The following is a 14,640-nucleotide window of genomic DNA, read 5'->3' as shown; positions in this document are numbered from 1 at the left end:
GAATGCCATTAACAGCACCACTTGCAGAATGGAATGCCGCTGGTATTGAGCCACCACAGTCATTGAAAAACGAAGGATGGAAGGCAGGCATGAAGCCGCCAGACGCCTATTTTAACTGGTATATGTATAACACATATCATGCATTGTTAGAGCTGCAGACAAAAGCGGCTTTAAAAGATGAAATCAGCAGTGCTGCAGATCAAGTATCCATAAAAGACACAGGAGAAAAATTTACAGCAATCAATGTTGAGGATGCACTTGCTGAATTGAAACAGGACGCTGCGACGCATTCGGACGATTACGTGAAGCATCCAGGCACTGCTACAACAATCAATACCGGCAATGAATACGCCATAACACTTGATCCAGCGCCAACGACTTACACAAACAACATGGGCATTGTACTCACGGTCAATGCCGACTCAACAGGCGCAGTAACACTTAATGTAAATGGGTTGGGTGCGAAAGCAATCAAAAAAGCAAATGGAAATGATGTAACAAACTTAAAAGCCAACGGCGTGTACACTGTTCGCTACAATGCTTCTGCAAATGCCGGTGCAGGGGCTTTTATCTTACAGGGTGAAGGGGGTGAGTACGGAACAGCAACAGCGGCCGAAGTTTTAAACGGGTTTACCCTTGGAACAGAAGGCGGCATCGTTAATGGTGCACTGTCACTCACTGGTAACGCAACTGCGGCACAGGTGCTGACCGGGCAGACGTTTTATAATACAAATGCCAAGAGTAAATTGACGGGCACAATGGCAAACAGGGGAGCCGTCACCATTACACCCGGAACCACTAATCAGACGATTGCCGCCGGCTTTCATAACGGATCAGGAGTCGTGACCGGTGATGCTGATTTAATCGCACCTAATATTTTAAGCGGCAAGAACATATTCAATGTTGCTGGAACATTAGTGCCATTCAAAATACAGGCCGGAACTGTTTTGCTACAAGCCAATGATGCTCAAAAGTCACTTAACACCACAACACCGTCGATTGCAAAACAGATTAATGTAGCCGCGCCGGGAATATATCGCATCTCATTTGGTGCGTGGGGGGACGATAATTCCGCTAATCATCAAATCTACGTAAATGGCGTGGCAGCAGGAACACAGCGAACGCCTAATAGCACAACAGCGATTGTCTATACAGAAGATATTGACGTTCCCGCTAATGCAAAGATTGAGTTAAGAATGTGGAGCGTACCCGGTAGTTATTGCTATTGTAACAATTTTAGAATATCCGCTAGTGCTGCTCTAGTATCAAACGCTGTTGTATAAAGGGGAGGGATAAAATGATCTATACCATAGAATATAAAGACAATAGTGACCGTGAACAGGTAAAAGCGGAATATGCTCATCTTTTACTAGTAGAAGAAAGAAACATTTCTGAGGGCAATTTCCTTATTTTTTCTGACTTGGAATTGGTGCAAGATATTATATATACTACCGTGCCATCGAAGGAAATAGACACACTGATGACCTCAAATACAGAAACAGCAGAATACCTGATTGATCTGGACTTTCGGCTATCATCGATTGAACTCGGATTATAAGAAAAGGAGAATGAAAAACCATGACATACACATACTGCAAAAAAGTAATCGAAAACGGAACATACGGTACAAAAGAAGAAATGATGGTCAAACTGGATGTGTTTTTGTTAAATAACCGCATTACACAGGAGCAGTATAATGAGCTTGATGCACAGCTGGAAGCAAAAGAAGCAGCGTAAATGGGCCATAATGCGTCGTAAATAAAACCGAAAGACGTGCAGCTGCAGGTCTATTTTTTATGCTCAAAAACCTTGTCGCCTCCGGGCGGCATTTTTTAATGGATTTAAATAGATAAATTTACAGAAGAGCGAGGGGGCAGACCATTGGAGGCGAATGAGATGTTACAAGAGCACGAGCAACTAATTAAAGAAGACATTTTGCCTCGCCTAAAAAAGGTAGAGGATGCGCAAATGGAATTCACGAAACAAGTCGAATCGATTAAATCATCACAGACCAGCCTTGAATTGACTGTTATGAAAGACGGGAAAGAAACGCGTGAATTATTACGTCCATTTGCAGACCACTATTTAAACAAGGTGACAGCTGAAGGACAAGCAGCAAAAGATATTAAACTTAAAAGATTGGATACACGGGAAAAAGTAGTCATCGCTATTGTGTCTACCATCTTCGGAACAGGCGGACTAACAGGGATTATTGTTGGCGTTATGGCATTTATGAATGGAGGACAATGACATGCAAATTAATTGGAAAGTACGTGTACGATCGCTGCCTTTTTGGGTGGCGATCTTTGCGTTGATCGGATTTATTTTAGGAGAGTACGGCGTGTATGATTCAGGCCGTTATGAACTGCTTGTTGATTTAATTCTTGGTGTCTTTATTACGGGCGGGATTATTATCGATCCTACCACATCGGGCGTTGAGGACAGCCGGCAGGCAATGTACTATCAAAAACCGAGGGAGGATAAAGATCGATGAGTAAACTCTTAAACGACGTTGGGCACGGTCGGAACACTTACCCACCAAGCAAGGGAGTGCCCGGACTGCCGGAACACACTTTTAATGCAGCGGTTGGCCAGGAAGTAAAACGGCTGCTGGCCGGTAAAGTTTCCACATATGAAGCGCAGCCTTTCGGGGGATTAGACGTTTCTCTGAATGAGCGGACTCGTCAATATAATGCTCAGTACGACAAAGATAAAACCGCTATCGGTATTTCTCATCATGCTAATGCCAATGCAAAAAAAGACGTGCGTGGGTTCGGCATTTTTTACTGGCATACTAGCAAGACAGGGAAAGCCCTGGCAGAATTACTTCTTTCAGAGTATAAAAAAGAGTTTCCGGATCTTCCTGTGTGGGGAACCGGTCTTTTCCCATCTGTGCCAAAGACGTGGACGAATCTGCACATGTGCCGCGAAACAGATGCGCCATTTTTATTGGTTGAGTGGGGATTTATGACGAATACAGAGGATCTTGCCCTTCTTAAATCGGACAGTTACCGCCAGCGTTGTGCCCTTGTGACAGCCCGTACAGTGTGCAAGCATTACGGGATCACATTCAATGCGGCTGGTACTTCATCAGCAGCTGTTCCATCAACAAGTACTGCACCCAAAAAGGAGGAACCTACATTGGCATCTGAATTGTATCAACCATCCAATGCAGCTATTAAAAATTCAACTCGTACCGTATTAAATCGCCTAGTCAACAAAGATCCAGGTGGTATTGATCCAAGTCATGTTAAAAAGCTGGATGAAGGTACACTCACCACTAGTGATGCCCTTGGCTTGATCTTTGTGGCCATTGAGCGTGGATTGATTCAAGGTCAAAAAGAATAAACAGAAAAAATCCCCGGTTATGCCGGGGTTGTTTCCAATGTTCGACAAAAACACTAAATTTGTACTATAATAGTTCAGAAGATAGACTTAAATAAAAAAAACACACAGGAAGCCTGTGTGCTTTTCAATAAGTTCATTCGCTAAGTAATACTATACAGAAAAAGAGAAAAATAGTCTACTTTAACTGATTGATTAGCATGGCGGCTCCTGTATTACAGGAGGTTGAGTATGAATCCATTGTCATTTAAAAAGGTTGTTCCTAAAGATCGATTGGAACATCACATTAATAAAGAAAAAATAGAAGCTCCTAAAAACAGCATCGAAGAAATGTATTTTGCTTTTGTCGATAAAAAACAAAAGTTAGCAGAGGCTGTTTTCCGGGAGTATGAGTTTGGTGGACAAACCTCTCTGAATATTTTTGAAATAATTGACTTTCCTAAATCATTAAATAACAAGGCGTCATTGATTAAGCACTTGAAAAGTAAGTTGAATATCCAAACAAAAATTGTTGGTGTTCCCTTAAAGCCGCCTATTCTTAAGGAACCGCAGATCCATTATATTGAGGAGTTGGATAATGCTCTGCTTATTCAATGGGTTTCTGGAAGCCTGAAAAAAGAGTGGAATGGTTACGCTATGGCAGAGAGGCTAGATCCTAGATACGTTACCACTATCGTTAGGTTCGGTAGCCCAAATTTTATTGAGGTAAGGGCTGGCTTCAACACCACGATACAATATTTAAAACTGTTTCGGGTTCTGCTGTCGAAAGAAGAGCAGCCAGTCGAAATGGAATGGATACCACTCACAAAGTTAACTGAGCCGGAGGCCGAAAAAATCGCAGAGATTTTGAAAGCCGGTTTGCTGGATGCAGAGCACTTAGGTAGTGGTGGTATTGGGAAATACGCGGTCTCTGTTGGACCAGACGATCATGACTTGAGGCAAGTAGATGAATACAAAAAGCAATTTTCGGGTAAAAAATACCTTGCTCAGGTTTTACTTGTCGATTACAAAGATATCGACAATGGATACGAAACAAAAGTAAAGTTTCGGATCAACATGAGGGGCGGATTTGAATTTAAAAGTAAAGTAAGTGAGAAAATAATAAAAAGGATTATGGATGTTTTCGTCGAAGTAAGATATAACCAAAAGGCAAGTGGAGAATAGGCAAGTGGAGAATAAAAATTTTTAAAAAAGGAGGTAGGTAGCGATGGCAATAACTGATACTGGGAAAATTGAAAAGGTCTTAGAAAGTTTGGCTGATCAAAATGAGTACCGGTTCAACGCATATCAAGTTGCCTACCTATCCAACGAAAAGGACGTTGATTCAGTAAACGAATATTTATTATATAGAACTCATCCGGATTTTGGTATCTTACAGGTGAAGATCGAAACGATTTGTCCGGAAAATCATCCGGATAAGCATTTTAAGTTCGGAGAGCCTTTGCTTGATGAAGAAGTAGAATGTAGAATTTGCGATGAATCATATGTGCCAGACGAGTATAATTCACACCTTGTTTTTTACTTTAATGAGAAATACAAAAATGACGTAAAAAAAAAAGCACTGAAGCCATCGAGAGTCCTACAGCTGATATAGCTGTTCCCAGGATGGATGATGAATTATACTGGGTAGCTAATGCATTAAAGTCAGGTTCTATAACAAAAACGAGAGATGGGGGATTTTACGTGACAGTTCATAACTACGGCGGAATTAACATTCCAGATAATAAGGGAGCTTTTGCACTTGGAGAAGGTAATACCGTGAATCAACAAAATAATAACGAGGCTTTACAAGATTTAACAAGCCAATTGCTAAGCGCAATTACGCAAGAACAATTTTCCGAAGAAAAGAAAGCAGAGCTTAAACAAGTTATTGAATCAACAGAGCAACTGGCAAATGCTGAAAAGCCAGATAAAGTAATAGTTGATACCATGATTGGAAGAGCTTCAACCCTAATTGATACGGTCGCTAAAACTCCTGGATTAATAACCGCTTTTGGAGCCTGGAAGCAACTTATTTTGACACACACTGGACTTGCCTAATGTAAAAGCTGCTTATATAGCAGCTTTTTTCATTGAAAAAGGCCGGGCGCAGCCGGCGGTCATAAATACTTCTTTGCTATCTTCTTGAAAGGTCCCTCATTAATAATCCGCTCACCTGGTCTTGGCCAGGCTCCACAATACAGATGTACAACGCTATTTATTTGTGTTACTCCCACATGATCCGTCTCCTGTATTTCTTCTTCGCAAAATGGGCATACCATAACAATCTTCTCTTTTTCTTTTCGCATATAATCAACTCCTTTAGGTAAAAGATAGCGGTCAGGTTATATTCAGTAAAGTCGCGATAAATCGAATTAATTTACAATTTTATGTTTATAGAAGAAACGTGATTTTTGTCATGTGGGGGAGCTTTGGGGGAGTTGGGGGAATTATCAACGTCCTTCAATCACATTCATGTAAAACGAAAAATCCCTGAAACCTTGTTGTTAAAGGAATCAGGGATTTTCAAAATGAGCGTATCTTTTTGTGATAATGTCCTCGACAGAAATCTGACCACATGACCACATATTGACCACATGACCACATAAAAATCACATAGACACCAGAAGAGAACAAAAATAAACAGCCTGAAAAGTAAATTTCAGACTGTGGGATTTAAATTATAAAAAGAAAAAAATAAATATCAAAAACAACCGAAAAATACTCCTGCAACGGTGCATGTAGAGGCAGTAGCAGTGTTAGAGTTGATTTAATAAGGTTTTGAAGCAGGGAAGAGGTCAGTTGACCACATTCCCTGCATTTTTTAGATATTGGAGATGTAATCTTCGAAGAGCTGTGTTGATTGTTCTTTCATAGTCAGAAATGGTGGAAGCCAGTCTGAAATTGGGATTTCAAGTATCAATGAATCAGCCAAAGGTGATTGTTACTTTCGACTGGGAAAATGGCTGTAACAACCATTTTGCAATATTGAAATCCAGTTAACCGGTTAAAGAGAAGTGAGACTTTGGACATTTTGTTTATTTATTGACTTTAATAAACAAAAATTTTAGTATAAACCCATAAACCAATCTCTTTCAGCCGATTATGTTTTAAGGAACAAGTTTATTTTAAATATAAATGAAATCGCTTTCAGTGATAAGGGAGGAAAAAATGAAAAAATCACCGGGTCATCAACCTATTAAATCTGCTACTCCAATTCCAAAAGTAACAGGGCCGATTCCTGTAACAAAAACTTCACGCCCGTTCACTGTAGGAGGGACAGACCTTGAAAAATACGGATACCGTCTGGACGAATACTTTATCAGCGGCCAGGCAAATGTGTATGACTGGGGCAAAGATAGAAATGCATCCATACCTCAGATCCGAACAGCCAATGCACCTTATACAACACGTATCCTTGTAAGGCGCCCGAAGAACCGGGACAAGTTCAGCGGCAATGTTTGGGTGGAAATGAATAACACAACAAGAGGCTGGGATGTGGAGATCCAATGGCCGACTATACAGGATAAAGTCCTGCGCGACGGTGATATCTGGATTTCAGTAACAGTGAAACCGATCTCAATTGCATCACTTCAGCGGGTCGATTCTGAGCGCTACGCTCCGTTATCAATGGATAACCCGCTTCCTTATAACCAGCAACCATACGGGAAGCTGCCAGATGAGGAAGGATATGATGAAAACCTCTCTAAACTATATGAAAATGGGCTTATATGGGATATCCTGAGCCAAACAGGTGGTTTAGTACGCAGTAAAAACGAAAATAACCCGCTGCATACATATGATGTGAAGTTCGTTTTCGCTACTGGAGAATCACAGTCAGGAATTTTCTTGAATACATACGCAGCCGATTTTGCAGAATATGCAAAGCTTGAAAATGGTCAGAACGTATATGACGGCTTTATCTCGGCATCAGGTTCAGGACGGACAACACCTATCAACCAATGCCTGCCGCCAGCTTTTATCGATGATCGGCCTTTCAGGCTTCCTAAGAAGCATGTACCATTTATGCAAATCGACGCCCAGGGTGACATCTTCCAGCTGGCAAGCTATAAACACAGGCAGCCGGATAGTGATGATCCTGAAGCAGGCTTCCGACTATATGAAATAACAGGAGCCCCTCACGGCCCAATTAACACGGTAAACTATCAACCGTCGGAGGAGGACGTCATTAAGTCAGGGAATCTGCCAGCCAACGTGCCATATGCATACGGAGGAGTGGAACCGAAGGCAAATCAATTGCCGCGCCACTACGCCGAAATAGCAATGTATAAGAACATGGAGCGTTGGGTTATTGAGGGGGTTCTGCCGCCACGTGCTGAGCCATTGAAGGTGAAGGAGAGTTCAGAGATACATACCTCCTACTTTGGCGAAAACATTAACGCCTCCTTTGAAAAAGACAAATATGGCAATGTGCTGGGCGGCGTACGCAGTCCATATGTCGACGTTCCAATTGCCACATATAACGAGTCTGCCACGTTGAAAGAAGAATATGTCTACGCATGGTCATTTGGCCATCAGATCGACTTCACAAGCGAACAATTACAAGAGTTGTACGGTAAAGTAGGCACTCATCAGAATTACGTAAAAAATGTAGAGGCTTCAGTGAAACGGTTGCTAGAAGAGAGGTGGCTGGAGCCGGAAGAAGGGAGGAAAATCATTCAGCAGGCGATATACACACCAATCCCTTGATGTTATGACGATAGTATTTCTGATAAATGATTAGTGCGATGACCCGGCTTAATAGTTGCGGTGAACCTTACCACAATTACACAAGTTTTTTAAGTATAACATATTAACAGTCTAACCCATGGAGGTAGACTGTTTTTTTATGGAAATAAATAATTTAATATGTATATGTAGACAATTGATAGCTAATGAAGTAGCCGACTTTGGCATACGAAAACAGCTTTCAAGGGAAAACATTTACCGAAAAGGTTGCACCCTTTTTGGGGATTGTCAAAACAAAAAGGTGGCTATTGATAAGGGATAAACTGTGCTGCATCAACATCTTAAATGGTAATGCTCAGTGGCAGCGTTTGTTGTACTTTTGTAGTAGAACATTACTTTTCCGAAACGGAACAGCAAAGAAAAGGTTGCATGCTGAACCATTCATACATAAAGATTAAAGGTGAACTATTCGTTTGAAGCACTGCACCCTTTTTCAATTAAATTTCCGACTTCATTCGGATAAACGGAACGTTGGTTTTTTGTTCCAGTAGAGAAAAATCTTGCATTCTGTTTTTAAAAAGAGTAGACTTTCTTCAAAATGATTCGTCGGGAGTCTGTGGAATCAGGCTGAGAGTACAACTAATCTGTTGTAGACCGTTATAACCTGTTGGGTAATGCCAGCGTAGGGAAAGTGATGAAGAATAATTTATTATTTACACTTTGCTTATGCAGAGTGTTTTTATTTTGTTTGGAAAGGATAGGGAATTATGAATCAACAGCAAGAAATCGTGCAGCATGTTTTTCACTTCATTCAAGCAGATGCTTCTGGAGAAAAGGATTTTAATGAATTGGCCTTGAGGCTGTATGCCTATCAATATCAATACAATCTTCCTTACCGATCTTTTTGCATGCAAAAAGGAAAAACGCCAAGAACGGTAAAGACATGGAAAGATATTCCGCCTGTTCCCATCAATGCATTTAAAGATGCCACACTTAGCTGTACAGGACCGGAAAAAGCGGAAGCCGTTTTTATGACAAGCGGCACAACGAAAGGAATAAAAGGAAAGCACTACCACCCCACTTTACAGATCTATGATCAATCTATGACGTTGAACTTTAAGAAACGATTTATGAGAGACATAGAACACATTCGGATGGGGATTCTTTTTCCTAAAGAAAAAGAATTGCCGAATTCTTCGTTGGCTCATTATCTAGCTTTGGCGGTAAAAAAGTTTGGTACAAAGGAAAGCCATTATTTGGTGAACGAAAATGGTATTGATATGAATCGTCTGCTGGATGAACTGCATCATGCTGAGGAAACAGGAGAACCGTATGCTCTCTTAGGTGCAAGCTATAGTTTTGTCCACATGCTCGAGGAATTAGAACGTATGGGGAAAACTTTTTCACTTCCAAAAGGAAGCAGGATTCTGGATACCGGTGGATTTAAAAACCAGTCAAAGGAACTGGAATTAAATGATTTTTATCTTCTACTGTCGACTACTCTCGGTATAGAGCGCTCAGAGTGCATCAATATGTACGGAGTGACCGAGCTCAGCACACAATTTTACGATAAAGGGAATGAATCTGTTCCTTCGGTTAAATCGGGGCCTCATTGGATACGGACCCGGGTCATTAACCCGTTAACTGGGGAAGAGGTGCCGAAAGGAGAGCGCGGTGTCCTTGTTCACTGTGATTTAGGCAACTTTAATTCAGTTACGACCATTTTGACAGAAGACGTTGGAATCGAGCTCGAAAACGGATTTTTTCTTCTAGGCCGGGTACAAGGCACTGAAGCAAAAGGCTGTTCGATTGCTGTAGAAGAATTTTTAAAAGCCGCATCAAAAGGGGTTTCAGAATGAGGGAACTTGCAGGTTACCTTCCGGATATAGGTGAAACAGAATTTGAGACAAAAATTTTAACCTTTCAGAGCAAAAATGAAACGGTCGAAGTCGAAATACCTTTTCTTACAACAGAGCAAATGGACAAGGTAATTGAAAAAGTAAAAAAAGCGAGTGCTGAAACTTTAAAGTCATTTTCTATTTCGGAGATCGTCAGCATCATTGACCAAGCCATCGTCCGGCTGCTGGACCGCGATTCCCTATACCGACAAAAAGCAGAAAAGCTGCTGCCGATTGTGACAGGCTACGATGAAGAAATTATCCGGCTGGGTCTTACCTCATACTTGAAAACCTTCCGAAAAAAAGAACTTCAGCGTTTTCTTATAGAGGATTTAGGCAATCCGTTGCTTTTAGACGATTTCCAGCCTCGTGTCAAAGGCGGTTTTTCGAAAGCCTTGGGACCGAACGTATTTACCCATATTTGGTCTGGAAATGTTCCTGCTCTGCCTTTATGGAGCTTGATTTCAGGCTTGCTTGTGAAAGCAGGCAATATCGGAAAAGTTCCGAGCGCTGAGCCTCTGTTTTCGGGCTGGTTTGCTCATTTATTAGTGGAAGTAGAACCGAGGTTAGCTGACTGTTTGGCTGTTGTTTGGTGGAAAGGCGGCGATGAAGAGCGGGAGCATTCTATATTTGAACAATCAGATGTTGTCGTCGGCTATGGGGGCAATGATTCATTGCAATCTTTGCAAAATCGCATTCCGGTTACAACGCGCTTTCTGCCATTTGGCCATAAAATCAGTTTCGGTGTTGTGTCCCAGTCAAGCCTTGATTCAAGAAAAACATGGCAGTCGGTCCATCAAGCCGCACTGGATGTAGTTCGATATGACCAGCAAGGATGCTATTCCCCGCACATTTTTTATGTTCAGCACGGAGGAAAGGTTTCTCCAAAAGAATTTGCACGGTTTCTGGCAAATGAATTAGAAAACTTTCAAAAAAGACATCCGCGGCGGGAGCTTTCTATGGAAGAGTCTGTATCCATGGCTGCGTGGCGGCAAAGAGAAGAGATGATCATTTTTTCTAACCCGAATAATGAAGTGCTCGGCAATCAGGCCAATGACTGGACGGTTGTATATGAAGAAAATAACATTCATTTTACGCCAAGCAGTTTAAATCGTGTAATCAAAGTGATTGCATTTGAAACGATTGAAAACATTCTTCCTTATATTGCGCCCCACCGATCTCTGCTTCAGACCGTTGGGATCGCCGCAAATCCAAATGAACTTTTTGAGTGGGCTGAATTACTAGGAAAAACCGGCGTTACAAGGATTACGGCTTTAGGCTCAATGACGTCTCCGGAAGCTGGGTGGCATCATGATGGCCGATTTAATTTATTAGACTTAGTGAATATGGTAGATATAGAAGCAGCTGCGGAAGAATCAAGCGAACAGTTTGCGCCTTATGTGGATTAGGAGGCCGCGGAATGGAATTTTTAACAATGAAAGATATCACCTACGGGTATCAAGGAACAAATCCCGTCGTCGATAGAGTGAATTTAATTATTAAAAAAGGAGAGTTCCATTGTTTATTAGGGAAAAGTGGCTGTGGGAAGACCACCTTGTTAAAGCTTGCATCAGGATTGCTCCAGCCGGATAAAGGAAGTATCCACTTGAATGGAAAAGGCATGACTGAGCCTTCTCATGAATGCGGATTTGTCTTCCAGTCTCCTACCCTTTTAGAGTGGAAAGTAGTCATGGATAATGTTCTTCTCCCTGTTTCCCTTAGACGAAAGCTGACCGAAGAGGACCGGGAGCATGCCGCTGCTTTGCTGGAGATGATCGGTCTGTCTTCACATCATAAACGGTACCCGACACAACTCTCGGGAGGACAGCAAAGCCGTGTGGCCTTAGCAAGAGCGCTGATCCAAAAGCCATCAATGCTCTTTTTAGACGAACCCTTTGCTGCACTAGATGCCATCACAAGAGAAGAGTTGCAGGAAGATTTATTAAGAATCTGCGGGCTGCAGAATACTACGGTACTGTTTATCACACATGATATTTCAGAAGCTGTCTACTTGTCAGACCGTATTGCGGTTATGGATAATGGCAGCATTATCTATGAAGAAGAAGTGGATCTCGCAAAGCCGCGCACAATGGAAATGAGATACGGTTCGTACTTTAACGATCATTGTTTAACGTTACGCCAAATCATGAGTGAGGGGCGATCATGAAAAATATTCAATTTTATTCCTTTCTGCTTTTTATTTTTTTGCTTTTTTTATGGGAAATAATAGCCGGAAACATGTCAGAACTTGTACTTCCTGCCCCATCTGTCATCTTCCATACCCTGATAGATGGACTAATGACTGGATATTTTACAGCTCATATTATTCGGACGACCCTAGAGATTGTACTGGGCCTGATATTAGGTAGCCTTTTTGGATTTATCATCGGTATTTTGATGGGAGAAAGCGAATTGTTGCGCAAGCTTCTTTCTCCATACATCATTGCCAGCCAGGCAGTTCCTAAACTCGCTTTGGCTCCCTTGTTTATTCTATGGTTTGGCTTTGACATGACGTCTAAAGTCATCATTACAGCGCTAATTTGCTTTTTCCCGCTGCTGGAAAACACGGTGTCTTCCATTCAGTATGTGGATAAACAAAAAATAGAATTGTTTCGCATGCTTAAAGCGAGCCGGTGGCAAACCTTAATTCATTTAAAAATCCCGGCTGGCCTTCCGGGCATTCTGGCCGGACTCCGTGTAGCGGTTGTCCTGGCCGTAGTAGGTGCGGTGGTAGGAGAATTTATAGGCGGCAGTGAGGGACTCGGGGCATTGATTATTGCGTCCCAAGGGATGATGGATACACCATTAATGTTTGCTTCTTTAATCTTACTAACCGTTATCGGCATGATCCTCTACCAGCTCGTTAATATAGCAGAAAAAAGATGGTCAAAACCTTATATGAAGGAGACGAAAAAATGAAAAACAAAAATTTATTTGCTTTACTATTGTCCGCAGCAGTATTTATGACGGCTTGCGGTGCACAGGAACAAAAAACGGAAGCACCTAAAACAGAAGAAACGGACATTCTTCGGGTAGCCAGCTGGAGTCAGCCAATTACAGAGCAAACAAACTTGCTGGTAGATGAGGAAAAAGGGTTTTTTAAAGAAAATGGCTTGGATGTTACTGTCATTCCGGGAGCTGGCGGAGGAGATGCGATTAAAAATATTCTCTCCGGACAAGCAGATGTTGCTTTTACTGATCCCGGCTCATTATATTTTGCTTTAGACAAAGGTGAAAAATTGAAAGTCATGTATAATGTCTATCCTCAAAACGTGTTTAACATTGTTTCACTTAAAGAAAAAAATATTACAAAACCTGAAGATCTAAAAGGCAAAACGATTGGTGTATATAGCCTGTCAAGCGGTACCCGCCAGAACCTGCTTGTGCTGCTGAATCAAGTCGGTCTCTCCGAAAAAGATGTCAATATTGTTGAAACAGGCCTTCTAAACTTTGCGCCTCTCATGCAGGGACAAGTAGATGCCACAGCAGCAACCGACACTGGACTTGTCGTTGGTAAACAAAAAGGCTTAGGTGACGTTAATATATTAGAAGTAAAAGATTATTTGAATATTCCAAGTGATGTTTTTGTCGTAACAGAAAAAACCTTTGAAGAAAAGAAAGACGAACTGGAGAAGTTTTTAAAAGCTTATCAAACGAGCGCCCAGTGGATGATCGATAACCCCGAAGAAGCAGCTTCTTTAGCAAAAGAATATGCGATTGACGGGAAAAATGAGGAGCAAAACCTAGAAATCATTAAGCTCCGCAATGCATCAAGCATTTCAGAACTAACAGAAGAGCAGGGACTGGGTGCACTTGATGCCGCTATCTTGCAGCAGGGGGCAGACACGTATCAAAAACTAGGATTAGTTGAAAATAAACTCAATATGGAAGAGGTTGTAACAGAGGAACTGCTTCCTACAAAATAAGGGAGGACAATATGGGGAAATTTCAAGGGAAAGTTGTCCTTGTCACAGGGGCCAGCCGGGGAATTGGCGCTTCTATCGCTCGCGCTTTCGCAGCAGAGGAAGCATCTGTCGTCGTCAATTACCTTCAAAACAAAGAGGCCGCAGAACAGGTTGTGGCATCCTGTCTGAAGCTTGGTGGGGATGCCTGGGCCATTCAAGCTGACGTCACATCTGAAAGCGCCGTACAAGAATTGATCGAACGGGTTTTGTTGGAAATGGGTAAAATTGACATTGTCGTCAATAATGCTTTTACACCATATGCTTTTAATCCTGATGAGCGTAAGTTAGCCTGGGAGCTAAAATGGGAAGATTACCAGAATCAAATTGATGGGGCTTTGCGTTCCGCTCATTATATGTGCCAGACAGTTCTTCCCTTTATGAAAAAACAGAGCCAGGGAAGCATCATCAACGTGATCAGCAATTTAGTTGAAAGACCGATTGTTCCCTATCATGAATATAACACCGCAAAAGCGGCACTGCAGGGGTATAGTCGTAATTTAGCAGCGGAGCTCGGCCCTTTCGGCATAAGGGTCAACTGTATAGCACCAGGGCTCGTATATCCTACGAGTGCCAGCAAGCATACAAAAGAAGAGGTGAAAGAAATGATTATTGCGCAAACGCCCCTTCGCAGAATTGCACTTCCAGAAGATGTGGCTGGGCCGGTTTTGTTTCTAGCTTCTGATTGGAGCAAGTTCATGACGGGGCAGACCTTGTTTGTGGATGGTGGCTTTGTGATGTAATGCCAGTGTTTATAGAAACATGCT

At 41.9% G+C, this 14,640-nt stretch carries 17 protein-coding genes; 16 read left to right on the top strand and 1 reads right to left on the bottom strand.

Features of this window, described 5'->3' with window-relative positions; genetic code table 11:
* Window positions 1–2 precede the first annotated feature (2 nt).
* The 9 genes from BA724_RS07805 to BA724_RS07770 all read left to right on the top strand — a co-directional run bounded on the left by BA724_RS07805 (window position 3) and on the right by BA724_RS07770 (window position 5,385).
* Window positions 3–1,283, top strand: a complete 1,281-nt coding sequence (locus tag BA724_RS07805; protein WP_069938100.1) for an autotransporter outer membrane beta-barrel domain-containing protein — start codon at window positions 3–5, stop codon at window positions 1,281–1,283.
* A 14-nt stretch (window positions 1,284–1,297) separates the two neighbouring features.
* Window positions 1,298–1,558, top strand: coding sequence for a hypothetical protein (locus BA724_RS07800; protein ID WP_069938099.1), 261 nt, complete (start codon window positions 1,298–1,300; stop codon window positions 1,556–1,558).
* Window positions 1,559–1,578: 20 nt separating this feature from the next.
* Window positions 1,579–1,737, top strand: coding sequence for a hypothetical protein (locus BA724_RS18595; RefSeq protein ID WP_169818526.1), 159 nt, complete (start codon window positions 1,579–1,581; stop codon window positions 1,735–1,737).
* A 159-nt stretch (window positions 1,738–1,896) separates the two neighbouring features.
* Entirely contained in the window at window positions 1,897–2,250 is a 354-nt protein-coding gene (locus tag BA724_RS07795; protein WP_141719897.1) for a hypothetical protein, read from the top strand.
* Between the two features lies 1 nt (window position 2,251).
* A complete protein-coding gene (locus tag BA724_RS07790) occupies window positions 2,252–2,494 on the top strand; it encodes a phage holin (RefSeq protein ID WP_069938097.1) in 243 nt (80 codons plus the stop codon).
* Window positions 2,491–3,348, top strand: coding sequence for an N-acetylmuramoyl-L-alanine amidase family protein (locus BA724_RS07785; protein ID WP_069938096.1), 858 nt, complete (start codon window positions 2,491–2,493; stop codon window positions 3,346–3,348). The genes BA724_RS07790 and BA724_RS07785 overlap by 4 nt, the downstream gene beginning before the upstream one ends.
* A gap of 228 nt (window positions 3,349–3,576) precedes the next feature.
* Entirely contained in the window at window positions 3,577–4,509 is a 933-nt protein-coding gene (locus BA724_RS07780) for a hypothetical protein (protein WP_069938095.1), read from the top strand.
* 43 nt (window positions 4,510–4,552) lie between these two features.
* The gene (locus BA724_RS07775) at window positions 4,553–4,939 is read left to right on the top strand and encodes a hypothetical protein (RefSeq protein WP_069938094.1); all 387 of its coding nucleotides are present in this window, start codon (window positions 4,553–4,555) and stop codon (window positions 4,937–4,939) included.
* Window positions 4,940–4,950: 11 nt separating this feature from the next.
* Window positions 4,951–5,385 (top strand): hypothetical protein, encoded by a 435-nt coding sequence (locus BA724_RS07770; RefSeq protein WP_069938093.1) that lies wholly within the window; start codon window positions 4,951–4,953, stop codon window positions 5,383–5,385.
* Window positions 5,386–5,444: 59 nt separating this feature from the next.
* Here the strand turns inward: BA724_RS07770 and BA724_RS07765 are convergent, their stop codons facing one another.
* Window positions 5,445–5,633 (bottom strand): hypothetical protein, encoded by a 189-nt coding sequence (locus BA724_RS07765; protein ID WP_069938092.1) that lies wholly within the window; start codon window positions 5,631–5,633, stop codon window positions 5,445–5,447.
* A gap of 862 nt (window positions 5,634–6,495) precedes the next feature.
* On the opposite strand from BA724_RS07765, the gene BA724_RS07760 reads away from it, so the two are divergent.
* The 7 genes from BA724_RS07760 to BA724_RS07730 all read left to right on the top strand — a co-directional run bounded on the left by BA724_RS07760 (window position 6,496) and on the right by BA724_RS07730 (window position 14,616).
* On the top strand, window positions 6,496–8,034 hold the full coding sequence (locus tag BA724_RS07760) for an alpha/beta hydrolase domain-containing protein (protein ID WP_069938091.1): 1,539 nt from the start codon (window positions 6,496–6,498) through the stop codon (window positions 8,032–8,034).
* 746 nt (window positions 8,035–8,780) lie between these two features.
* A complete protein-coding gene (locus tag BA724_RS07755; RefSeq protein WP_069938090.1) occupies window positions 8,781–9,872 on the top strand; it encodes a LuxE/PaaK family acyltransferase in 1,092 nt (363 codons plus the stop codon).
* Window positions 9,869–11,320, top strand: coding sequence for an acyl-CoA reductase (locus tag BA724_RS07750; RefSeq protein ID WP_069938089.1), 1,452 nt, complete (start codon window positions 9,869–9,871; stop codon window positions 11,318–11,320). Before BA724_RS07755 ends, BA724_RS07750 begins: the two co-directional genes overlap by 4 nt.
* A gap of 11 nt (window positions 11,321–11,331) precedes the next feature.
* On the top strand, window positions 11,332–12,078 hold the full coding sequence (locus BA724_RS07745) for an ABC transporter ATP-binding protein (protein ID WP_069938088.1): 747 nt from the start codon (window positions 11,332–11,334) through the stop codon (window positions 12,076–12,078).
* Window positions 12,075–12,830, top strand: a complete 756-nt coding sequence (locus BA724_RS07740; RefSeq protein ID WP_069938087.1) for an ABC transporter permease — start codon at window positions 12,075–12,077, stop codon at window positions 12,828–12,830. The genes BA724_RS07745 and BA724_RS07740 overlap by 4 nt, the downstream gene beginning before the upstream one ends.
* Entirely contained in the window at window positions 12,827–13,837 is a 1,011-nt protein-coding gene (locus BA724_RS07735) for an ABC transporter substrate-binding protein (protein WP_069938086.1), read from the top strand. The genes BA724_RS07740 and BA724_RS07735 overlap by 4 nt, the downstream gene beginning before the upstream one ends.
* A gap of 11 nt (window positions 13,838–13,848) precedes the next feature.
* Window positions 13,849–14,616, top strand: a complete 768-nt coding sequence (locus BA724_RS07730) for an SDR family oxidoreductase (RefSeq protein ID WP_069938085.1) — start codon at window positions 13,849–13,851, stop codon at window positions 14,614–14,616.
* Window positions 14,617–14,640 lie beyond the last annotated feature (24 nt).

The sequence above is a fragment of the Domibacillus iocasae genome (assembly GCF_001750285.1).
GTDB lineage: Bacteria > Bacillota > Bacilli > Bacillales > Domibacillaceae > Domibacillus > Domibacillus iocasae.
Note: the sequence above shows the minus strand (reverse complement) of the source record. Positions and strands in the feature narration are given on the sequence as shown.